The sequence below is a fragment of the Stenotrophomonas sp. DDT-1 genome (assembly GCF_001580555.1).
Classification (GTDB): domain Bacteria; phylum Pseudomonadota; class Gammaproteobacteria; order Xanthomonadales; family Xanthomonadaceae; genus Stenotrophomonas; species Stenotrophomonas sepilia.
This window is the reverse complement of the sequence record NZ_LEKR01000023.1, coordinates 35,396-55,658: the sequence shown is the minus strand read 5'-3', so window position 1 is coordinate 55,658 and position 20,263 is coordinate 35,396. Positions and strand designations below refer to the sequence as shown.

Annotated in this window: 17 protein-coding genes and 1 pseudogene; 13 read left to right on the top strand and 5 right to left on the bottom strand. The window is 66.8% G+C overall.

The genetic code is table 11. The features are described 5' to 3' along the window. Positions 1–5: 5 nt before the first annotated feature. The 4 genes from AB839_RS12595 (at position 6) to AB839_RS12580 (ending at position 6,538) form a co-directional block, all read left to right on the top strand. A complete protein-coding gene (locus AB839_RS12595; RefSeq protein ID WP_061479625.1) occupies positions 6–1,034 on the top strand; it encodes an SIS domain-containing protein in 1,029 nt (342 codons plus the stop codon). Further along, the gene (nagA, locus tag AB839_RS12590; protein WP_061479624.1) at positions 1,034–2,182 is read left to right on the top strand and encodes an N-acetylglucosamine-6-phosphate deacetylase; all 1,149 of its coding nucleotides are present in this window, start codon (positions 1,034–1,036) and stop codon (positions 2,180–2,182) included. Before AB839_RS12595 ends, nagA begins: the two co-directional genes overlap by 1 nt. Next, positions 2,182–3,249, top strand: coding sequence for a heparan-alpha-glucosaminide N-acetyltransferase domain-containing protein (locus AB839_RS12585; RefSeq protein ID WP_061479623.1), 1,068 nt, complete (start codon positions 2,182–2,184; stop codon positions 3,247–3,249). Before nagA ends, AB839_RS12585 begins: the two co-directional genes overlap by 1 nt. 262 nt (positions 3,250–3,511) lie before the next feature. Next, positions 3,512–6,538, top strand: a complete 3,027-nt coding sequence (locus tag AB839_RS12580) for an autotransporter outer membrane beta-barrel domain-containing protein (protein ID WP_061479622.1) — start codon at positions 3,512–3,514, stop codon at positions 6,536–6,538. A gap of 103 nt (positions 6,539–6,641) precedes the next feature. Here the strand turns inward: AB839_RS12580 and AB839_RS12575 are convergent, their stop codons facing one another. Continuing rightward, complete coding sequence (locus AB839_RS12575) at positions 6,642–7,076, bottom strand: hypothetical protein (RefSeq protein WP_061479621.1); 435 nt, start codon at positions 7,074–7,076, stop codon at positions 6,642–6,644. Positions 7,077–7,491: 415 nt separating this feature from the next. Between AB839_RS12575 and AB839_RS12570 the strand changes: the two genes are divergently transcribed. From AB839_RS12570 to AB839_RS12550, 6 genes and pseudogenes are all read left to right on the top strand, one after another. After that, on the top strand, positions 7,492–8,535 hold the full coding sequence (locus AB839_RS12570; protein ID WP_061479620.1) for a S41 family peptidase: 1,044 nt from the start codon (positions 7,492–7,494) through the stop codon (positions 8,533–8,535). Then, a complete protein-coding gene (locus AB839_RS12565; RefSeq protein ID WP_061479619.1) occupies positions 8,532–8,870 on the top strand; it encodes a hypothetical protein in 339 nt (112 codons plus the stop codon). The genes AB839_RS12570 and AB839_RS12565 overlap by 4 nt, the downstream gene beginning before the upstream one ends. Positions 8,871–8,919: 49 nt before the next feature. Continuing rightward, a pseudogene (locus AB839_RS21940) lies at positions 8,920–9,054 on the top strand (type II toxin-antitoxin system HigB family toxin); the annotation flags it as partial. A 74-nt stretch (positions 9,055–9,128) separates the two neighbouring features. Next, a complete protein-coding gene (locus tag AB839_RS21935) occupies positions 9,129–9,221 on the top strand; it encodes a type II toxin-antitoxin system HigB family toxin (protein ID WP_241776779.1) in 93 nt (30 codons plus the stop codon). Further along, positions 9,218–9,577 (top strand): hypothetical protein, encoded by a 360-nt coding sequence (locus AB839_RS12555; RefSeq protein ID WP_061479618.1) that lies wholly within the window; start codon positions 9,218–9,220, stop codon positions 9,575–9,577. Before AB839_RS21935 ends, AB839_RS12555 begins: the two co-directional genes overlap by 4 nt. 78 nt (positions 9,578–9,655) lie before the next feature. Beyond that, positions 9,656–10,090 (top strand): SseB family protein, encoded by a 435-nt coding sequence (locus tag AB839_RS12550; protein ID WP_005419309.1) that lies wholly within the window; start codon positions 9,656–9,658, stop codon positions 10,088–10,090. Between the two features lie 342 nt (positions 10,091–10,432). Here AB839_RS12550 and AB839_RS12545 read toward each other — a convergent pair whose 3' ends face one another. From AB839_RS12545 to AB839_RS12535, 3 genes are all read right to left on the bottom strand, one after another. Beyond that, on the bottom strand, positions 10,433–11,653 hold the full coding sequence (locus AB839_RS12545; RefSeq protein WP_061479617.1) for a multifunctional CCA addition/repair protein: 1,221 nt from the start codon (positions 11,651–11,653) through the stop codon (positions 10,433–10,435). A 55-nt stretch (positions 11,654–11,708) separates the two neighbouring features. Further along, positions 11,709–11,945 carry a hypothetical protein gene (locus tag AB839_RS12540; RefSeq protein WP_019338423.1) on the bottom strand — a complete coding sequence of 79 codons (237 nt, stop codon included), beginning with the start codon at positions 11,943–11,945 and terminating at the stop codon, positions 11,709–11,711. A 68-nt stretch (positions 11,946–12,013) separates the two neighbouring features. After that, the gene (locus tag AB839_RS12535) at positions 12,014–13,999 is read right to left on the bottom strand and encodes a transglycosylase SLT domain-containing protein (protein ID WP_061479616.1); all 1,986 of its coding nucleotides are present in this window, start codon (positions 13,997–13,999) and stop codon (positions 12,014–12,016) included. Between the two features lie 151 nt (positions 14,000–14,150). Here AB839_RS12535 and AB839_RS12530 point away from each other — a divergent pair, with 151 nt between their 5' ends. The 3 genes from AB839_RS12530 (at position 14,151) to AB839_RS12520 (ending at position 17,949) form a co-directional block, all read left to right on the top strand. Next, positions 14,151–14,558 (top strand): biopolymer transporter ExbD, encoded by a 408-nt coding sequence (locus AB839_RS12530; RefSeq protein WP_061479615.1) that lies wholly within the window; start codon positions 14,151–14,153, stop codon positions 14,556–14,558. A 90-nt stretch (positions 14,559–14,648) separates the two neighbouring features. Beyond that, positions 14,649–14,843 (top strand): hypothetical protein, encoded by a 195-nt coding sequence (locus AB839_RS12525; RefSeq protein ID WP_241776778.1) that lies wholly within the window; start codon positions 14,649–14,651, stop codon positions 14,841–14,843. A 244-nt stretch (positions 14,844–15,087) separates the two neighbouring features. Then, entirely contained in the window at positions 15,088–17,949 is a 2,862-nt protein-coding gene (locus tag AB839_RS12520; protein ID WP_061479614.1) for a TonB-dependent receptor, read from the top strand. A gap of 132 nt (positions 17,950–18,081) precedes the next feature. On the opposite strand, the gene fhuE is transcribed toward AB839_RS12520, so the two are convergent. After that, entirely contained in the window at positions 18,082–20,244 is a 2,163-nt protein-coding gene (gene fhuE / locus AB839_RS12515) for a ferric-rhodotorulic acid/ferric-coprogen receptor FhuE (RefSeq protein ID WP_061479613.1), read from the bottom strand. Between the last annotated feature and the right edge of the window lie 19 nt (positions 20,245–20,263).

The window sequence follows — 20,263 nt, the reverse complement described above, 5'->3', positions numbered from 1 at the left end:
CTGCCATGTCGCTGTCAGACCCCACCGCCACCCTGATGTTCGCCGAGGCCGCTGAAGCGGCCGACGTGGTTGCCCGCCAGTTCTCGCGCAACCACGCCACCATGGAAACCCTGGCCGCCAGCCTGCGCGCCGCGCCGCCGCCGTTCGTGGTCACCTGTGCACGCGGCAGCTCCGACCATGCCGCCACCTACGGCAAGTACCTGCTGGAAACCCAACTGGGCCTGGTGGTCGCCTCCGCGTCGCCGTCGGTAGGCTCGGTCTATGCCGCACCGCTGCAGCTGCGCGGTGCGCTGTTCATCGTCATTTCGCAGTCGGGCAAGAGCCCGGACCTGCTGCGCAACGCCGAGGCGGCCAAGGCCGCTGGCGCACGCGTGATCGCGCTGGTCAACGTCGAGGATTCGCCGCTGGCGCAGCTGGCCGACACGGTCATTCCGCTGCATGCCGGTGCCGAAAAGAGCGTGGCGGCAACCAAGAGCTACCTGGCCTCGCTGGCGGCGCTGCTGCAGCTGGCCGCCTACTGGAAGCAGGACAGCAGCCTGCGCAACGCGCTGGACCTGCTGCCGGACGCGATGCGTGAAGCCTGGCAGTGCGACTGGAGCGCGGTGACCGAAGGCCTGGTCGAGGCCACCAACCTGTTCGTGCTCGGCCGTGGCCTGGGCCTGGGTGCGGCGCAGGAAGCGGCGCTGAAGTTCAAGGAAACCTGCAGCCTGCACGCCGAAGCCTACAGCTCGGCCGAAGTGAAGCATGGCCCGATGGCACTGGTCGACCGTGGCTTCCCGGTGCTGGCCTTCGCGCAGCCCGATGAAACCGGTGCCGGCACCCGAGCGGTGGTCGAGGAGTTCACTTCGCGCGGCGCGCAGGTGTGGCTGGCCGGTGCCGGCGGCAACCTGCCGGTGGCGCCCGCGCCACACCCGCTGTGCGCACCGCTGCTGACCGTGCAGAGCTTCTATCGCGCGATCAACGCGCTGGCGCTGCGCCGTGGCTTCAACCCGGACCTGCCGCCGCACCTGAACAAGGTGACGGAGACCGTGTGATGGCAACCGTGCTGCGCAATGCCCGCATCCTGACAGGCGATGAGTTCCGCGACGATCTGGCCGTGGTGATCGAAAATGGTCGCATCAGCGCGCTGCTGCCCGACGCCGCACCACAGCTGGGTCCCGCTGCCGAGCAGGTAGACCTGGGCGGTGGCTGGCTGCTGCCCGGCTTCATCGACGTGCAGGTCAATGGTGGTGGCGGCGCGCTGTTCAACAACACGCCGGACGTGGCGGCGCTGCGCACCATTGCGCAGGCGCATCGTCGTTTCGGTACCACCGCGATGCTGCCCACGCTGATCAGCGATGACGTGGCGGTGATGCGCGAAGCCATCGGTGCGATGCGCGAGGCGATCGCGCAGGGCGTGCCGGGCGTGATCGGCATCCATCTGGAAGGGCCTTACATCGCGCCGGCGCGCAAGGGTACGCACGATGCCAGCAAGTTCCGCGTGCCGGACGAAGAAGAGATCGCGCTGGCGGCGTCGCTGGACAACGGCGTGACGCTGCTGACGCTGGCGCCGGAGCGCGTGCCACTGGAAACCATCCGTGCGCTGGTCGAACGTGGCGTGATCGTGGCCGCCGGCCATACCGCAGGCACGTACGAAGAGATCCGCGCCGGCCTGGATGCCGGCGTACGCGGCTTCACCCACCTGTACAACGCGATGTCGCCGCTGCAGGGCCGTGAGCCTGGCGCAGTGGGCGCTGCGCTGGAGGACCGCGACAGCTGGATTGGCATCATCGTCGATGGCGTGCATGTGCATCCGGCCAGCCTGCGCGTGGCGCTGGCGGCTAAGCCGCGCGGTCGCCTGCTGCTGGTGACCGATGCGATGCCGCCGGTCGGTGCCGACGATCCCAGCTACGTGCTGTATGGCGAAACCATCACCGCCATCGATGGCGTGGTGCGCAATGCCGCCGGTTCGCTGGCCGGTTCTGCGCTGGACATGGCCACGGCGGTGCGCAACACCGTGCAGCTGCTGGGCCAGCCGCTGGCCGAGGCCGCGCGCATGGCCTCGACCTACCCGGCACAGTTCCTCAACGTCGACGACCGCCTGGGCCACATCGCCGAGGGCTACCAGGCCGACCTGGTGCTGCTGGATGACGCCCTGCAGGTGCGTGGCACCTGGATTGCAGGTCAGTACGAGGCCGCCTGATGAACAGTACCCCGCCACGCCGTCTGGGCTCGATCGATGCCCTGCGCGGCATCACCGTGGCGGCGATGCTGCTGGTCAACAATCCAGGCGACTGGAGTGCAGTGTTCGCGCCGCTGCGCCATTCGGAATGGCATGGCTGCACGCCCACCGACCTGGTGTTCCCGTTCTTCCTGTTCCTGGTGGGCGTGTCGATGGCCTTCAGCGTGGCACCGCGCGCGTTGGATGCCGCCGCACGCCCGGTGTTGGCGCGCGGCGTGCTGGAGCGCGCACTGCGCATCCTGGTGGCCGGCGTGCTGTTGCATCTGCTGATCTGGTGGGCGCTGCATACGCACCACTTCCGCATCTGGGGCGTGCTGCAACGGATCGCCGTGTGCGCGGCATTGGTGGGCGTGCTGGCGGTGTATGCACGGCCGCGCATGCAGGCCGGCGTGCTTGTTGGACTGCTGGTGGGGTACACGATGCTGCTGCTCGGCATGGGTGACCTGGCGCCGTGGACCAACCCGGCCAGCCGCTTGGACACCACGCTGTTCGCACCGTGGATCTATCAATGGCATGCCGATACCGGCCTCGGCCATGACCCGGAAGGATTGCTGAGCACGCTGGGTGCACTGGCCAGTACCGTGCTCGGCCTGTTGGCCGGTGGCCTGCTGCGCAGCGGGCGTTCGACGGCACTGGCCGGGCTGGGCGTGGCGACCGCCGTGCTGGGCCTGCTGCTGGCCGGGGTGCTGCCGTTGAACAAGCAGCTGTGGACGCCCAGCTACGTGCTGTGGACCGGCGGCCTGGCGGCGCTGGCGCTGTGGCTGGGCCACCTGTTGATCGACCAGAAGGGCTGGCCGGCGCTGGGCCGGCGCTTCGGCGTCAATGCGATCACCGCGTATCTGGGGGCCTCGGTGATGTCGGTGGCGTTGATGGCCAGCGGTGCCTGGGGCTGGATCTGGCAGCAGCTGGCCAACGCGATGCCGGGTGCGCTGGAGCTGGCGTCGATGTTGCAGGCACTGGCGTTTGTCGCGCTGTGGTGGGGCGTGGCCTGGTGGCTGGACCGCCGGAAGATCTACTTGAAGATCTGAGCAGTCCCGGGGTCGGACCCCTTTCCGCAGGAAAGGGCCCTGACCCGATCCGCCAACGGCATCCACGCATGTGCGGCTCCCAACGCCCAGAAAAAATGAACGATTTCAGCCACATCACATTGGCGTGAGGGCCCGGCGATTTCATATCCGAAGTGTGATTTCCTGCACGCAAGTTCACCTATCGAAACGGTTCACATGACGGCAGACTGCACACGCAGCAGCGTGCATCTGCAGTTCCTGATTCCCTGTCCAGGAGGACTGTATGACCCGTGCCGTCCCGCGCGCTTTCCGTCCGCGCCGCCTCACCGTTTCCATGCTTCAGGCACTGGCAGTCCCGTCCATGGTGCTGTTGACCGCCAGCGCCGCCTGGGCCGGCTGCAGCACCGTCGCTCCGGTCGCCGGCCAGACGGTCACCTGCGACGCCAACGCGCCGAATCCGCAGACGGTGCCCATCTCGGCCAGCGGCGAAGCGGGCATCACCGTCAACGTCGCCAGCGGTGCCCAGTTGCAGCAGAGCGGTGGGGCGTCGGCCGTTACCCTGGTCGGTGCAAGTGGTCACTTGTTGACCAACCAGGGCGCGATCAGTTCGGTGGGGGGTGTGGCGGTCCAGCTCGGTGGCGGCAGCCGTGTCGAGAATTCGGGCAGCATCAGCACCGGCAACAACACCGCGCTGCAGTTCGTCGGTGCGGGCGACAGCGTGCTGGTCAACCGCGGAACGATCAGTGGGCGTACCGGCGTACAGTTCGATTCAGGCAACGACCGCCTGGACATGCAGGCCGGCAGCATCAGCGGCGGTGTCCTGCAAGGGGATGGCAACGACGTGCTGCTGCTGGGCAATGGCACCATCGACAGCGTCGACCAGGGCAGTGGCGATGACCAGATGACCGTCACCGGCGGCACCGTCACCGGCCTGGTAGCGCAGGGCAGTGGCCGCGATGATTTCGTCATGAGTGGCGGCACGATCGGCGCGCTGCAGCAGGGCGACAACATCGATACCTTCCGCATGAGCGGTGGTCGCATCATCGGCGCGTTCGAGGATGGCGACCAGGCCTGGATGACCGCTGGCCGCATCGGCCGCGTCAACATGAAGCTGGACAAGAACCTGTGGGACCAGTCCGGCGGCACCGTGGATGGCAACGTGGTGACCGGCTTCGACACCGACACCATCATCATTTCGGGCACGGCCTACATCGGCGGCAACATCAGCGTCAGCGGCGGCAACGACAGCGTGACCATCACCGACGGCACCGTGCGAGGGCAGGTACTGCTCAGCACCGGCGATGACACCTTCAACTGGAACGGCGGTGGCATCGTCTACGGTGCGATCGATATGGGCCCGGACAACGACGTGGCCAACCTCAGCAACCTCAACCAGGGCAACCTGGGTGCGGTGCCGCTGTTCGACGGGGGCAGTGGCATCGACCAGTTCAACCTGAGCAACGTCAAGACCGCAGGCGTGGGCCGCTTCCAGAACTGGGAGGCGATCAGCCTGGCCAACAGCACGGAGCTGAGCTTCGATGGCGACCTGGTGCTGGGCGACAGCGCAACCGGCACCGGTACGCTCACGGTGGACGACACCAGCACCGTCTACGCGGGCAGTGGCGGCCATGCCATCCGCCCGTTCAACAGTGCTGCACTGGTGGAGATGGTCAATGCCGGGCGCATCGACCTGACCGGTACCGGCGCCGGCGACGTGTTCACCGTGCGTGGCAACTACCGCGGTGACGGTGGTGGCCTGTACCTGCGCACCGTGCTGGGCGCGGACAACTCACCCAGCGATCGCTTGGTGATCGATGGCGGTACCGCCACCGGAACCACCGGCATCGGCGTGCTGAATGCCGGTGGCAGCGGCGCGGCCACGCTGGCCGATGGCATCCTGGTGGTGCAGGCCTTGAATGGTGGCCGCACCGCGCCGGGCGCGTTCTCGCTGTTCGCACCGGTCGCGGCCGGTGCCTACGAGTACTTCCTGTTCAAGGGCGGTGTCAGTGCCGGTACCAGCGAGAACTGGTACCTGCGTTCGACGCTGGTGAGCGGCCCGACGCCGGCACCCAACGGTGGTGGCAGTGCCACCCCGCCGCCGCCGACGCCGCCGGTGGCACCACCGCCTCCCATTACCCCGGCGCCGCCACCGCCGCCCGAAGGCGCCACCGATCCGGACCTGACCGCAGGCGAGACCGCACCACCACCACCGCCGCCGGAACCGGCGCCGGTGGCACCGCCCAGCGATCCGGCGGTGCCGGATGTGCCCGTGGCCGGCGGTGCATTGCCCGGTACCGGTGCACCGCCGACGCCGGGTGCACGCCCGGCCGAAGGCGCGGTGGTACCGCTGTACCGCGTGGAAACCGCCGCCTATGCCGTGGTGCCGCCGCTGCTGCGCGAGACCTCGCTGGCCAGCCTCGGTACCTTCCACGAGCGGCAGGGCGAACAGCGCCTGCTGTACAACCAGGGCGCATTCCGCACCGCCTGGGGCCGCCTGGTGGGGCAGAGCAGCGAGATCCACTGGAAGGGCGATGCGCAGCCCGGCTTTGATGGCGATGTAATGGGCCTGCAGGCCGGCCTCGACGTGTGGGCCGCGGCGTCGGACAACCACCGCAACCAGATCGGCGTGTTCGTCGGCCGCACCCGCGCGCAGGGCAAGACCACCGGCCTGGCACTGGGCTGGGAGAACGTACAGGTGGGCCAGAACCGCCTGGACGACAAGCACGTGGGCCTGTACTGGACGTTCACCGACAGCAGCGGTGGCTACATCGACGCCGTGGCGATGCAGAGCCGCTACGACGGCCGCGTGCGTTCCTCGCGCGGGCTCGGCTTCGGCCTGAGCGGCGACGGCACCAGCGTGTCGGTGGAGGCCGGCAAGCCGCTGCTGCACGTCGGGCAGTCCGCATGGTGGCTGGAACCGCAGGTGCAGGTGATCTGGCAGCGCACTTCGCTGGATGACCGTCGCGATGAAGTATCGAGCGTGCGCTTCGACAACGACAACGCCTGGACCGGCCGTGTGGGCCTGCGTTTGGCCGGCGATTACCAGCTGGCCGACAACGGCTGGCAGCCGTATTTCAAGCTGAATTACTGGCATGGTCGTTCCGGCGAGGACCGCGTCGGCTTCGACAACGATACGATCATCAATTCGCAGCGCTCGCGCGCGCTGGAAGCCGGTGTAGGTGTGGTAGGGCGCTTCAACCGCACCATCAGCGCCTATGCCGTGGCCGACTACACGCGCGAGCTGGGCGGCGACCGCAACGAGAAGCGCCGCATCATCGAAGGCAACATCGGGCTGCGCGCGGACTGGTAGCGCGCGGTGCAGATGTCATGACCCGCTCTGGTGGGTGCCGACCTTGGTCGGCACGAATCCCACCGGCGCCATGACCTCCGCGCAGCCGAGCATAGGCTCGGCTCTACAACAGCGGTGCGCAAGCATCCGGTTCCACCAGCGCCCCGGCATGATCGGCCAACACCACCACCGCATGTAGCAACCCTTCCTCCACCTGCGGTGGACACTGTGCCTGCGCGTCATCCATGTCGCGCGCCGATTGTGCGGCCAGCAACACACCGCCGCAGGCGGACAATGCGGCAAGACAGCGCGTCGCCTCGGCCAGTTCCCGACCGCGTGCCTCGCTGAGTTGCCGCTCGCGCCACGCCTGGCCGTCGGCTCCGTGGCTGTGTGCGATGCCGCGCAACCGGGCGAAGAACGCCGACGGCGGCGCCTGTTCGTGGGCTTCGGTGAGCGCATCTTCCAGCGCTTCGGCGGCCGTAGTGGACAGCTGCAGGCCGGGCAGGGCAGCGCCGAGCAGAGCTTGCAGGCGTGGATAGGTGGGGTAGGGCGAGTTCATGGCAGCAACCTCACAAGGCAAGGCCACCTGCGGGATGCAAGGTGGCGGGCGGTGCGGGTTGGCGTGCCGGTGAAGCTCTTCACGAGGAATGACGCCGGCGGATCCGGGGATCCCCACGCACCGCCCGCCGCAGAACGACGGACGGTGCATTGTTCGGGCCGGCAACGACGTTGCAAGCCCGCTCGTGAAAAGCTTCATTCAGGACGCCAATCCCGGTCAGCGCAGGAAGCGCCGACGGAGGCCACCTTGGCGCGTTGTGCGCCGCGATGACATGGGCAAAGTTGCAATGTGGTGACTGCACGCAAGCCGCCTTGCTGCAACCCGCGACCGGGCCGGATACGACAGTTCGCGCGTGGCGCAAGCGATCATGCCCCGGTTATGCTGCGGTCCTGACTCAACGACAAGGAAGCGTCGCATGCAGGTTCGCAAGGGAGTGCGTCGCATCGGCACGCTGATGTTCGTGTTGCTGGCGACCGGCGCCATGGCCGATACGCCAAGCACGGTCGAGGTGCCCTCGCCGGAGACCCTGGCCGAGATCCTTAGCCTGCTTGAACGCCAGGCGCTGTATCGCGATCGGGTGGACTGGCCCGCCATCCGCATCCGCCTGCAATCGGCGCAGGGCGACCCCGCGCAACGGCTGGCCGTTCTGCGCGAAGGCATTGCGCTCAGCACCGGCCACCATGGTGCATGGACCACGACCCAGCGCCAGCGTGAATCCCTTGTGCGCGCGCAGCAGGCCGGTGCCGCCGCCGTGGACCGGGCCAAGGCCGTCGATGCGGTGGATGCGCGCATCGGCTGGGTGGTCATCGAGGGCTATGCCCCTATGCCCGGCGCGACGCCGCAGGAGAAATTCCGCCAGGACATCCAGCGCGCCGCGCGGTGGCAGCAGGTAATCCGTAGCAAGGACGACGGCATGCGCTGTGGCTGGATCGTCGACCTGCGTGACAACAGCGGTGGCAACATGTGGCCGATGCTGCTGGGCATGGCACCGTTGCTGCGCACCTCGGTGGTGAACAACGAAGATGTGGGAGCGTTCGAAGCCGCACAGGGGCCGGAGCGCTGGACGTTGACCGCGACCGCTGTACAGCGTGCAGGCAAGTCGGTGCTGGACTTCGGCCAGTCCGGCTATGTGCTGCGGCAGCCCGGCGCGCCGGTGGCGGTGCTGTTCGGGCCGCGCACCGGCAGTTCGGGCGAGGCCTCGGTGCTGGCGTGGCGTGGTCGTCTGCAGACGCGGAGTTTCGGTCAGCCTACTGCGGGTGTCTCCACTGGCAATGTCGTGCACACGCTTGCCGATGGCAGTCGCCTGCTGTTGACCACCAGCGTGATGCGGGACCGCAATGATCGTGGTGATGGCTTGAAGATCGAGCCCGACCAGCGCGTCGAGGGGGACGCCGCCACCGTGGCCGCCGCCCAAGCCTGGCTGCTGGCCCAGCCCGCCTGCCAAGGCACCCGGTCATGATCCTGATCGGCCAACAGGAACGGGTGCTGATCGTCGGCCCCACCGAAGCCCACCACTGCCTGCGCTGCCAGACCGAAACCGAATTCGCCCCGCAGCTGCGCTACAAAATGGCGCGCATCGACCTGCTGTTCGGCTTCACCTACCAGCGCCGCTACGAACTGGCCTGTACCCGTTGCGAGCACGGCTGGGTGCTGGATACCGAGACCATGGACCAGCAGCTGGGTGGGGTGCCGATCCCGTGGCGGCACCGCTTCGGCCTGCCGTTGATGCTGGTGGTGGTGGCCGGGCTGGCTGCGCTGGGCTGGCTGTGGCGGCACGGATACATCGGCCGCTGATGAAGATGAAACGGTTGCTTATGTCCCATATTGGGACTAGGATGTCCGAATGAAAGTGGTTGCTTTGGCGACGCTGAAACGATTCTGGGAACGTCACCCTGATTCGGAAGCAGCGCTGAGGTCCTGGTATGACGAAGTGAGGCACGCCGTCTGGGACACACCGCATGACGTACGCCAACGTTACGCAAGCGCAAGTTTCGTGGCCAACAGTCATGTGGTGTTCAACATAAAGGGCAACAGCTACGGCTCATCGTCGCTGTGGGTTACAGGTTTCAAGTGGTCTACATCAAGTTCATTGGCACCCACGCCGAGTACGACCGGATCGATGCCGACACTGTGGAGCTTCTATGAACATCCATCCCATCCGTACGGAAAGCGACTACGAAAACGCGCTGCGCGAGATTTCGTTCTATGTCGACAACGAGCCGGAGCTGGGCAGCGAGGATGGCGATCGATTTGAAATTCTCGTAACGCTGGTTGAAGCCTACGAAGCGAAGCACTACCCGATCGAGCCGCCAGATCCTATCGATGCAATCCGCTTCCGCATGGAGCAGGGCGGTCTGACCGTGAAGGATCTGGTGCCCTCCATCGGCCAGCTCAACCGTGTCTATGAAGTGTTGAATCGCAAGCGCGGTCTGACTCTTGAAATGATCCGGAAGCTTCACCGCAACCTGGGCATTCCCGCAGAAAGTCTCATCGGCCGCTGAAGCCCCTGCCGATACGCTGCCGTGCCTCACTCCCGGCCTGTTAAAGTTGCAGCCTGCAACCACGTACCGGAACCGACCATGGACCACGACACCCCGTTCGAACCCCTCAACGACCTCGAGGTGCGCCTGCTGCAGGCCCAGGACGGTACGCTGACCGCAGCGCAGTTCCTCGACGGCCTGCTGACCTCGACGGCGTTCGTGCTGCTGGACAAGGCCATCGGCGAAGATGGCGCCTGGGACGAGAGCATCTCGCCGCTGGTGCTGACCAGCGAGAGCGGTGAGCCGATGTTCGCGGTGTTCACTGCCCCCGAGCGCGCGGGCCTGTGGCACGAGCAGCTGCCGCAGTTTGCGCATGCCATGCCGATCGCGGTGCACGCGCTGCTGGCCGGTATCGGCGACGGCGTCGGCCTGGTGCTGAACCCGGGCCTGGACGTGGGCATGGAGATGATTCCCGATGCCGTGGCCCAGCTGAAGCAGCGTGCGGCGGCGATCACCCGTGGGATGGCGCACTGATCCCGCGATTGTCTGGTTGCCGGCCAGCGGCCGGCACTACCCGTGGTGCCGGACGGCGGCGATGGCTTGCAAGTGCGTCCTGTTCAATGGAGAGGAGCATCGTGGGCAGGCGTTCTAACCGATCGCTGTGGGTCTATGAGATCGGCCTTGTTGCGGGTTTGGCACTGGTAGCTGCGTTCATCACCCGGTTCAATCCGGTGGAGACGCTCCGATTGGGTGGATGGCTGTTCCTCTTGATGCAACCCATCTTGTTGGGTGCTCATGCTGTCGACCACTTCTCGCGTAAGCGTCGTCGATAGACGGGCGATCGGTGCCGGCCAGCAGCCGGCATCACCAGGTGCTTCAGCGGGCGGCGGCGATGGCTTTCACCCGCGCCTTGGCCAGCGCCTCGCCAATGGCCGGCCCCTTCAGGTGCGTGGTATCCAGATCACGTGCCTGCACTGACAGCGCCGCCTGGTGCAGGCGCTTGAGCGTTTCGCCCTGCGGGTAGTCGGCGTCCTCGAAGCCGAGCCGGCCGCGCTTGTCGGCTTCGCAGCACAGTGCGATGCGCGCCACGCGCTCCGGCCGACGCAGCGCATCACAGCGGCCCAGTAGTTCCAGCACGGTGGCATCGCGCAGTTCGTCGATGCGGTGCACGTTCAAGTGCTCGCGGCACACCGCTTCAGCCAGCTGCTGGTGCTCGGCTGGAATCTTCAAACGCGCACACAGTGCCTTCAACGGCTTGATGCCGCGCTGCTCGTGCATGATGTGGCGCGGCCATTCCTCCGGCGGGGTCAGGCCCTTGCCGAGATCGTGGGTGAGGGCAGCGAAGCCGACCAGGTCATCGCCGGGGGCGAGCTTCGCGGCCATGTCGCTGACCATTTCCTGGTGGATGCCGGTGTCGACTTCCGGGTGGAATTCGGCACGCTGCGGTACGCCGTACAGTGCTTCCAGTTCGGGCAGGATCGGGCCCAGTGCCTGCGCATCGTGCAGCGTGCGCAGGAAGGCGGAGGGCCGTTCACTGACCAGCGCCTTGCGCAGTTCCTGCCAGACGCGTTCCGGCACCAGTGCGTCCAGTTCACCGCTGGCGGCGACCTCGCGCATCAGTGCCATGGTCTCTTCGGCGACGCTGAAGCCCAGTGGTGCAAAACGGGCCATGAAGCGCGCCGCGCGCAGCACGCGCAGCGGATCCTCGACGAAGGCCGGCCCGACATGGCGCAGCACGCGCTGTTCCAGGTCACGGACACCGCCATAGGGATCGACCAGCGTGCCGGTGTCTTCGTCGCAGGCAATCGCATTGATGGTGAAGTCGCGGCGCTGCAGGTCTTCTTCCAGCGTCACCGCCGGATCGGCATCGACCACAAAGCCGCGATAGCCGCGGCCGGATTTGCGCTCGGTGCGCGCCAGCGCGTATTCCTCACCGGTCTTCGGGTGCAGGAACACCGGGAAATCACGGCCGACTGCGGTGTAGCCCTGTGCTTCCATCTGCGCGGGCGTGGCGCCGACCACCACCCAGTCGCGGTCGCCGGCAGGGCGCTGCAGCAGGCGGTCGCGTACGGCGCCGCCGACAAGATAGATCTTCATGGGGCGATGATCGCATGGCTGGCGCAGATGTTCCGGCACGACCGATGCTGAGGCCTCACGGCAGGCCGCGCCACTCCGGCACGAACAGGCCGGCCAGGAACCATAGGCCGTAGACGATCCACAGGCAGAGGACGTACAGCTTGATCTGGGCTTCGTCCCACAGGCTGCCCCAGCTGTCGACGAAGGCCAGCGACTTCCAGCCTTCCATCCAGGCCGCGCCACCCCAGCGCAGTACCCAGGTGGCGAACAGGCTCCAGGCGGCGAATATCCCGATCCAGGCCAACAGGCTCATTGCGTTCCCCTCCCCGGGAAATGGCTACCAGGTCGTGCCAGCCAGAAGCCGGCACGACCGCAGTGCGATCAATCGCCGCCCTGCTCAGCGTCGGCCGCGCAGCTGAATTTCTTGCGCTTGTCCACCAGGCGGCCCATCAGGCGGTCGCTCAGCGGCAGCGCATCACCATTGAGGCGCCAGTCGTAGATCACGCTGAAGGCCAGCACGCGGGCGACGTACTCGCGGGTTTCCTTGTAGCTGATGGTCTCGATCCACAGATCCGGATCGAAGCCCGGGCGTTGGCTCTGCCAGCGTGCTGTCGGCGTTGGCCCCGCGTTGTAGGCGGCGATGGTCACGTACGGCAGGCCGTCGTACTTGTTCATCAGCTGGCGCAGGTAGGCGGTGCCGATGGCGATGTTGGTGTCCGGGTCGTACAGGCTGTCGGCGCCGCCGTAGCCGGTCAGGCCGATCGACTTGGCGACGCTGGCACCGGTGGCCGGCAGCACCTGCATCAGGCCCATGGCGTTGGCAGGCGAGCGCGCGCGCGGGGTGAACGTGCTCTCGGCGCGGATCTCCGCGGCCACCCAGGCCGGGTCGATCGCGTTGCGAGCCGATTCGCGGCGGATGGTGGCGTCGTGGTGCAGCGGGAAGCGCAGGTCGTACAGGCGCTGTTCCTGCGGCTGCTTGCCGAGCGCGAACACGGCGCGGTCGAACCAGCCGTTGTCCTGCGCCACGCGCACGGCGAGGCGGCGCTGGGTGTCGTCGAAGCGCGACAGCGCGCTGTTCCATTCGGCCACGGCCCAACCGGCGCGGTCGATCTGGTACAGCGCCATCGCGCGCTGGATGGCCGGGTCGCGCGCGACCGCTGCCTGTGCCTGCGCGCTGTCGTTCGGCTTCCACGGGCACAGGGTATAGCCCTGCTGCAGCTTGTCGGCGGCAAGGAAACCGTGGAAGGTCGGTGCGCGTGCGGCTTCGCGGAACAGCGGCTGCGCCTGCTGGGCCTGGCCGGTCTTCTCCAGCATGCGGCCTTCGAAGTAGCGCCAGCGCGGGTCGCTGCGCTGCTTGCTGCCCATCTTGCGGATCGCGGTCAGCGCCGCCGGCCAGTCGCCGCGCGACATCGCTTCGCGCACGCGCCACTCGTGCAGGCGTTCGTCATAGGCCGACTCCGGCACCGCGTTGAGGCGGCGTGCCGAATCGGGCAGGTAGGAGGCCACCGTCCACAGCGCGATCTGGTACAGCACCTGGCCCTGCTGGTCGGCACTCAGGCCGAGCGCCTGGGCGTACTGCGGCAGCTGCTGCTCGGTGGCGCCGGGGTCGGCCTTGGCCAGCTTGGCCAGGCCATCGGTGGCGATGCGCCGGCTGCGCTCGTTACGCGGCCAGTTCAACGCGCTGGCGTTGGGCTTGTCGACAAAGGCGGCGTAATTGTTCGCCAGCGCCAGGTCGGCGGCGGGCAGGCCGCGTGCGGCGCTGCGCATCACCGCCGGTTGCTGGGCATCGGCGGCGGCATCGATGCGTTCCCAGCGCAGGGCGTCGCTCAGGCCGCCTTGTGCCTGCAGTACGGCAAAAACGGCATCACAGCCGTCCGGCAGCGACTTGCCGTTCTTGCGCCACAGGTCCTGCGCTTCACTGATCCACAGCGGATCGACCTTGCCCGTCACCTGGCGCGCGGTCAGCTGCGCACAGCGCAGGCCGGTGTTGTCGGTGGGCGCCCAGTTGGCCAGCAGGGTCGGCCAGTCCTGGCGGCGTGCGAGCGAGGGCAGCCACACGCTGCGGAAGGTGGTGGCCACGGCCTGGCCGTCGTAGCGCTTGAGGAAGGCCTGGGCCTGCGCGGTATCGACGGTGTCGATGTTGCGCCGCAGGTTGGCGTACTCCAGCCAGCCATAGGCCGGATGGCGGCTGAGCGCAGCGGCCTGGCCAGGATCGTACTGGCCGCGTTCGGCGGCTGCGATCGCGGCTTTCAGCTGCGCGTTCTGGGCATCGAGGGACTGGGCATTGGCGCAGCCGATCAGCAGCGTGGTGGCCAAGGGCAGCAGGGACAGGGCGGTCGAAGTGCGTCGGGTCATGGCATGCAGCATAGCGGGCAGTGGCTGAATTCAGTTTCGCATTGCGTGCACGCCCGGCGGCGGCAACGACAGCTGAATGAATCCGCGCAGGCCCCTGCCGCACGGGGTCGCAGGCGTCGTAACGTCGGCCTTGGGCGAACGGCCCGGCTGCAGGGAGCGGCACATGGCGTTCAGTAGCGCAGGAAGAAGCGGCCCGCTGGCGGACATCAATGTCACGCCACTGGTGGATGTGATGCTGGTGCTGTTGATCATCTTCATTGTGACCGCGCCCATCGTGGCCCGGCCGATTGCGGTGCAGTTGCCGCAGGCCACCGATCGGGTGGTCGACCGTCCCGAACCGCCGCCTCCGATCGAGCTGCGCCTGGATGCCTCGAACCAGCTGAGCTGGGATGGCCAGCCGATGGCCATCGGCGATCTGCAGGCGCGCCTGCAGGCGCAGGTGGACGAAAATGTCGGCAACCTGCCGGAGCTGCGCATCGCCACCGATCCGTCGGCCGAGTACGAAGGCATGGCGAGGATTCTGGCCGCGGCCGAGGCGACCGGTATGGAGCGCATCGCCTTCGTGCGTTGAGTCCGGCAACGGGCGGTCTGCCATCGGCGGGCCGCGCTTCCTGCCGGGGAACGTGGCGTGCGATACGGGACACAGCGCGCCACCTCCTTGGTGGCCACTCCCAATCTGGCACCGCTGGTGCAGGCGCAGCAGATGCCGCAGCAGCATCGCTCCCCGGTGCATCTGGCGACCGCCGACGACACCGACTATGAAGATATGGCGCGCAGCCCATGCTGGCTGTCAGCCAGCATGGGCTGCGCGTCGACGCGCCCGGTCACTAGCGCTGGCATCGACAAGGCCCCTTGATGAGCTGTGGCGGATCTCGGCGCGCGCTGTCGCCACCGGCATCACAGCGAAGGGCGTTGAACAGTACCGTCCGGTTCTAAACGGCCCCCATTTGACGCAAATGGCCGTCAATTGCGTCAATTCCGCGTGAAAGAGTGTCGATCGTCACGCCGTGATTTTTACCGCTTGTTTACAAAGGAGACGCTGCCGCCATGCAGGGGGGTGCGGCAGTCCATGTCCCGACATTCCTTTGGAGAGAGAGCGAATGAATCACCTGCACCACCGCCCTTTGGCGGTTGCCGTCGCGCTGTGCGTGATGACCCTGGCACCGTTGGGTGCCGCTGCACAATCCACCACCAACCTGGATGCGGTGGAAGTCACCGGTACCCGCATCAAGCGCGCTGAGGTGGAGGGCCAGGTGCCGATCCAGACGCTGACGCGCGGCGATATCGAACGCACCGGCCTGACCTCGATCGGCGAAGTGCTGCAGCAGCTCACCGGTTCCGGTTCGGCGCTCAACGCCAAGTTCAACTCATCCGGCAACTTCGGTTTCCCGCCCGATGGCAGTGGCGTGGGTGCCGGTTCGGCGCAGGTCGATCTGCGCCACCTGGGTGCCAAGCGTGTGCTGGTGCTGGTTGACGGCATCCGCTGGGTCAACGAGTCGTCCGCATCGGGCGTCGGTGCGGCCACCGACCTCAACACCATTCCGCTGGCCATCGTCGAACGCATCGAGGTGCTGGAAGACGGCGCGTCGTCGCTGTACGGCTCCGATGCCATCGCCGGCGTGGTCAACATCATCACCCGCCGCGACTTCGATGGCGGGCAGGTGACCCTGAACTATGGTGAGTACAGCAAGGGCGACGGCACCCAGAAGGGCGTGGACCTGGCGTGGGGCAAGAGCGGCGACCGCTTCAGCCTGTTCCTGGGCGCCAGCTGGACCAAGCAGGACCCGGTATTCGCCAAGGATCGCGAGCAGTCGCGCTTCCCGATTCCGGGCACCGGCCTGGCCTTCGGCAGCGGCGGCATTCCACAGGGCCGCTTCGCCTTCGTCGACCCCAACACCGGTGCCGAGCAGGACATCGTGCCCAACAGCGGCGTGCCCAACCCGCGCTATGACGGCAGCGCCGGCTGCAACCGCAGCGATGACTACCACTGCTTCACCAGCGCCGACCGCTTCAACTTCGCCGAATACAACATGGTGCTCACGCCGTCCGAGCGCAAAGGCCTGTTCGGCCAGTTCCGCTTCGACATCACTGACAACGTGCAGTGGTACATCAAGGCGCTGGGCAACCGCCGCGAGTCGACCAACCAGGCCGGTCCGGAGCCGCTGTTCTTCGGTCCTGACGGCGCCACCGGCAATCCGCTGGCCGACAACATCGTGGTCTCGCGCCTGAACCCGTACAACCCGTTCGGTTTCGATCTGGTGTCCGGCGACAACATGAGCCTGATCGGGCGCCGGCCGGTGGAAGGTGGCGCGCGCGTGTTCAAGCAGGAGGTCAACACGACCTACGTGGCCACCGGCCTGGTCGGCAACTTCCAGGCCGCCGACCGCAGCTGGTATTGGGACGTCAACGGCATGTACAGCAAGAACAAGGCCGAACAGACCAACTACGGCAGCTACAACATCTACAACGTCAACATGGCGCTGGGTGACCCGGCGGTGTGCGCGGCAACCCCGGGCTGCGTGCCGTTGAACATCTTTGGTGGCGTCGGTTCGATCACCCCGGACATGCTGAAGTGGATCCAGCCGGTGGTGCACGACCGCAGCCAGAACGAGCTGAGCCTGTTCACCGCCAACCTGTCCAGCGAGCTGTTCTCGCTGCCGGCCGGCCCGGTGTCCTTCGCCACCGGTTTCGAGTACCGCAAGTACGAGGGCTGGTACCAGCCGGATCCGCTGACGGTGATCGGCCACTACAACGGCGTGCCGTCGCAGCCGACCTCCGGTTCCTACGACGTCAACGAGGCCTACCTGGAGTTGAGCGTGCCGATCTTCGCCGACTCCTCGTTCGGCAAGAAGCTGGACCTGAGCCTGGCCGGCCGCTATTCGGACTACTCCACTTTCGGTGGCGAGTTCACGCCCAAGTACGGCCTGCGCTGGCAGGTGACCGATGACTTCGTGCTGCGCACCACGTACGCCGAGGGTTTCCGCGCACCGTCCATTGGCGAACTGTACGGCTCGGCCGCACGTGCCGACCTGCAGCTGTTCGATCCGTGCTCGGTGGGCCTGGGCGGTACGCCGCCGCGTGGCAGTGCCGCCAATTGTGCCGCGCTGGGCGTGCCGGCCGGCTTCCAGCAGGCCAACTCGCAGATCTCGGTGACCACCGGCGGCAATCGTGATCTGGAACCGGAGCGCTCGCGCAGCTTCAGCACCGGCTTCGTGTGGAGCCCGTGGTTCGGCAACAACGCGTCGTGGTCGGAGCGCTTCGACGTGGAAGTGACCTTCTACCGCCACGCCATCGATGGTGCGATCCAGGCCATCAACGCCCAGACCCAGCTGGACCTGTGCGTGGACACGCTCGACCCGGTGTACTGCGATGGCATCACCCGCGCCAGCACGGGTGCGGTCAGCAGCTTCAACAACCGCTTGACCAATCTGGGCTCGATCAAGACCGACGGCTGGGACGTGGACCTGTTCTGGACGTTGCCGCAGACCTCCTTCGGCCAGTTCAAGCTGGCGTGGAAGAACACGTTCGTCGGTCGTTACGAAGCCACCGGCGCGGCCGGGCAGAAGCAGCCGCAGAAGCCGGGCGTGGAAGTGGCCGACAGCTCCATTCCGGAGTGGACCAGCAACGCCAGCATCGCCTGGACGATGGATCGCTGGAGTGCGAACTGGACGGTGCGGCACATCTCCGAGCTGACCGAGAACTGCGGCGATGCCGTGGCATTCCCGGTGTGCAGCAACCAGGCCGACGGCACCAACACGCTCTCGGCCACCACCTTCCACGACATGCAGGTGGGCTACAAGATCGACTGGATGAAGGGGCTGCAGCTGACCGCGGGCCTGAACAATGTGTTCGACAAGGATCCGCCGATCTGCCTGTCGTGCTCGTTGAACGGGTATGACGCTTCGACCTACGACATCCCGCGCGGTCGTTACTGGTACCTGCGCGCGGACCTGCGGTTCTGATGTGAGGGGGGCAGCGCCGGTCAGTTCCGGCGCTGCCTTGCGGATGTAGCGCCGAGTCCGCGCTCGGCTGATTCTCTGAGCCGAGCATGGGCTCGGCTCTACAGGTGCGGGGCGGTCGTACCCCGCGTCTGATCAGAACGCCCAGGTGAACGTCAGTGAGCCATTGCGGCCATCGCCGTACGCACCGTAGCCGGTGATCTGCGAGTAGTACTTCTTGTCCAGCAGATTGTTGAGGTTGGCCTGCACGCTCCATTCCGGCGACAGGCGGTAACGCACGAAGGCGCTGACCAGGGCGTAGCCGCTCTGTTCGATGCGGCCGTAAGCCGGCACCGCGTAGTAGATGCGGTTCTGCCAGTTGGCGCCGCCGCCGACGGTCAGTGCCTGCAGCGACTGCGGGGTGTAGCTGGTGAACAGTTTCAGCGCGGTCTGCGGCAGGTTGGTGTTGATGTCGGCGCCGTTGATGTCCTTGGCCACGTAGCGCGAAGCACCGAAGGTCGCGTTCCAGCCGGGCGTCAGTTCGCCGTTCACTTCGAACTCGAAGCCACGGCTGACGGTGCCGCGCGCGGCCACGTAGGCCGTTTCGCCGCCGGTGCCGCCGATGACCGGCTCGCCGGTGGACTGGCCGACGTTGTCCTGCTCGATGCGGAACACCGCCACCGAGGCATTCAGTCGGTTGTCGAACCAGGCACCCTTCACGCCCACTTCGTAGCTCTTGCCGTCCACCGGGTCCAGGTAGCTGCCGTTGCGGTCCTTCAGCATCTGCGGCTGGAAGATCTCGGTGTACGAGGCATAGGTGGAATAAGTGTCGTTGATGTCGAACACCAGGCCCGCATACGGGGTGGTGACTTTGTGCGAACGGTCGGCGCCTTCGCCTTCGCTCTTCCAGTCGGTGTAGCGCGCGCCCACGATCAACTTCAGCGGATCAGCCAGCGACAGGCGTGCTGCAGCATAGGCGGCCTTCTGGGTGATGGCGCCTTCGCTGGCCAGGGCCAGCGGATTCCAGTTCGGTTCGCTGATGTTGCCGTTCCAGTTCAGGTAGCTGGAGAAGGGGTCCCAGGCGAGGCCGGCGCCGCCGATCTGGTAGTCGCCGTAGTTGGCGTACTCGCGCTTGTTGTAGCTCAGGCCGCCCATCACTTCGTGCTTCAGGCCAAACAGCTCGAACGCGCCACTGAAGTAGCCGTCCACCGCATTGACCTTGCGTTCGGTGTTGTAGAAGCCGGCCGACGGCGAAATGCCGGCACCGGTGTTCTTGTCGAAGAACGAAGCGCCGGTGACCCAGTCGTTGTAGGCCGGGTAGAACAGCTTGTCGTCGGCCTTGGTTTCGTCGTGGGTGGCGCCGATGCGGACTTTCCAGTCATCGTTGAAGGCGTGTTCCAACGTGGCGAACGCGCGCTTGCTGGTGGTGTCCCAGTAGGTCCAGCTCGGGTTCGGATTGAACGATTCGTCGTAGCCGGTGCTGGTTCCATCGGAGAACAGCATCGGGAAACCACCCCAGGTGGCGCCGTTGGCGCGCTTCTGCTGGTAGTCGTAGCCCACGCTCAGCTGGGTGTCCGGGGTCAGGTCGGCGTCGATGACGGCGTAGCCCAGCGTCTTGTGCTGGTTGTAGCGGTCCATCTGCGCGTCGGTGTCCAGGTAGCTGCCGATCACGCGGGCGCGCACCGAACCGCTCTTGTTCAGCGGGGTGGTCACGTCCACGGTGCTGCGGGTGCGGCCCCAGCTGCCGACGTTCACCGAGACGCTGCCGGTCAGTTCGGCGCTGTCGGCGTGCTTGCGCACCAGGTTCACCGACGCCGACGGGTTGCCGGCACCGGTCAGCAGGCCGGTGGCGCCACGCACCACTTCCACGCGGTCATACAGCGCCAGGTCCAGGCCGGAATCGCCGTAGCTCCAGTTCTGCACCATCTGCGTCGGCAGGCCATCGAACTGGTAGCTATCGATGTAGAAGCCACGCGAATAGAACTCGGTGCGCTCGCTGTCGGACTGGGTGCTGCTGACGCCGGTGGTGTTGGCCAGCACGTCGATGATGTCGTCCAGGTTCTGATCTTCGATGCGCTGGTGGCTGATGATGCTGAGCGACTGCGGGATCTCGCGCGGCGCCAGGTCGAAGCGGGTACCGGCCGAGGTGCGGCGCACCGAATAGCCTTCGGCGCGTTCGCCCTTGACCACCACTTTGTCGAGCGTGGTCGGGTCGGCGGCGGTGTCGGCGAAGGCGGCCGGGGCCACGGCGCAGAGTGCAGCGAGCACGGCAACGGACAGCCGTTGCGGCTGCGGGACACGGAAGGCGGAACGGTTCATGGGGGTCCTGGACGAGCAC

Coding starts and splice junctions, on each gene's coding strand:
- AB839_RS12530 (WP_061479615.1), top strand. CDS start 14,151: ATGGCGTTCAGTAGCGCAGGAAGAAGCGGCCCGCTGGCGGACATCAAT.
- AB839_RS12540 (WP_019338423.1), bottom strand. CDS start 11,945: ATGAGCCTGTTGGCCTGGATCGGGATATTCGCCGCCTGGAGCCTGTTC.
- AB839_RS12550 (WP_005419309.1), top strand. CDS start 9,656: ATGGACCACGACACCCCGTTCGAACCCCTCAACGACCTCGAGGTGCGC.
- AB839_RS12545 (WP_061479617.1), bottom strand. CDS start 11,653: ATGAAGATCTATCTTGTCGGCGGCGCCGTACGCGACCGCCTGCTGCAG.
- fhuE (WP_061479613.1), bottom strand. CDS start 20,244: ATGAACCGTTCCGCCTTCCGTGTCCCGCAGCCGCAACGGCTGTCCGTT.
- AB839_RS12565 (WP_061479619.1), top strand. CDS start 8,532: ATGATCCTGATCGGCCAACAGGAACGGGTGCTGATCGTCGGCCCCACC.
- AB839_RS12595 (WP_061479625.1), top strand. CDS start 6: ATGTCGCTGTCAGACCCCACCGCCACCCTGATGTTCGCCGAGGCCGCT.
- nagA (WP_061479624.1), top strand. CDS start 1,034: ATGGCAACCGTGCTGCGCAATGCCCGCATCCTGACAGGCGATGAGTTC.
- AB839_RS12570 (WP_061479620.1), top strand. CDS start 7,492: ATGCAGGTTCGCAAGGGAGTGCGTCGCATCGGCACGCTGATGTTCGTG.
- AB839_RS12535 (WP_061479616.1), bottom strand. CDS start 13,999: ATGCTGCATGCCATGACCCGACGCACTTCGACCGCCCTGTCCCTGCTG.
- AB839_RS12580 (WP_061479622.1), top strand. CDS start 3,512: ATGACCCGTGCCGTCCCGCGCGCTTTCCGTCCGCGCCGCCTCACCGTT.
- AB839_RS12575 (WP_061479621.1), bottom strand. CDS start 7,076: ATGAACTCGCCCTACCCCACCTATCCACGCCTGCAAGCTCTGCTCGGC.
- AB839_RS12520 (WP_061479614.1), top strand. CDS start 15,088: ATGAATCACCTGCACCACCGCCCTTTGGCGGTTGCCGTCGCGCTGTGC.
- AB839_RS12555 (WP_061479618.1), top strand. CDS start 9,218: ATGAACATCCATCCCATCCGTACGGAAAGCGACTACGAAAACGCGCTG.
- AB839_RS12585 (WP_061479623.1), top strand. CDS start 2,182: ATGAACAGTACCCCGCCACGCCGTCTGGGCTCGATCGATGCCCTGCGC.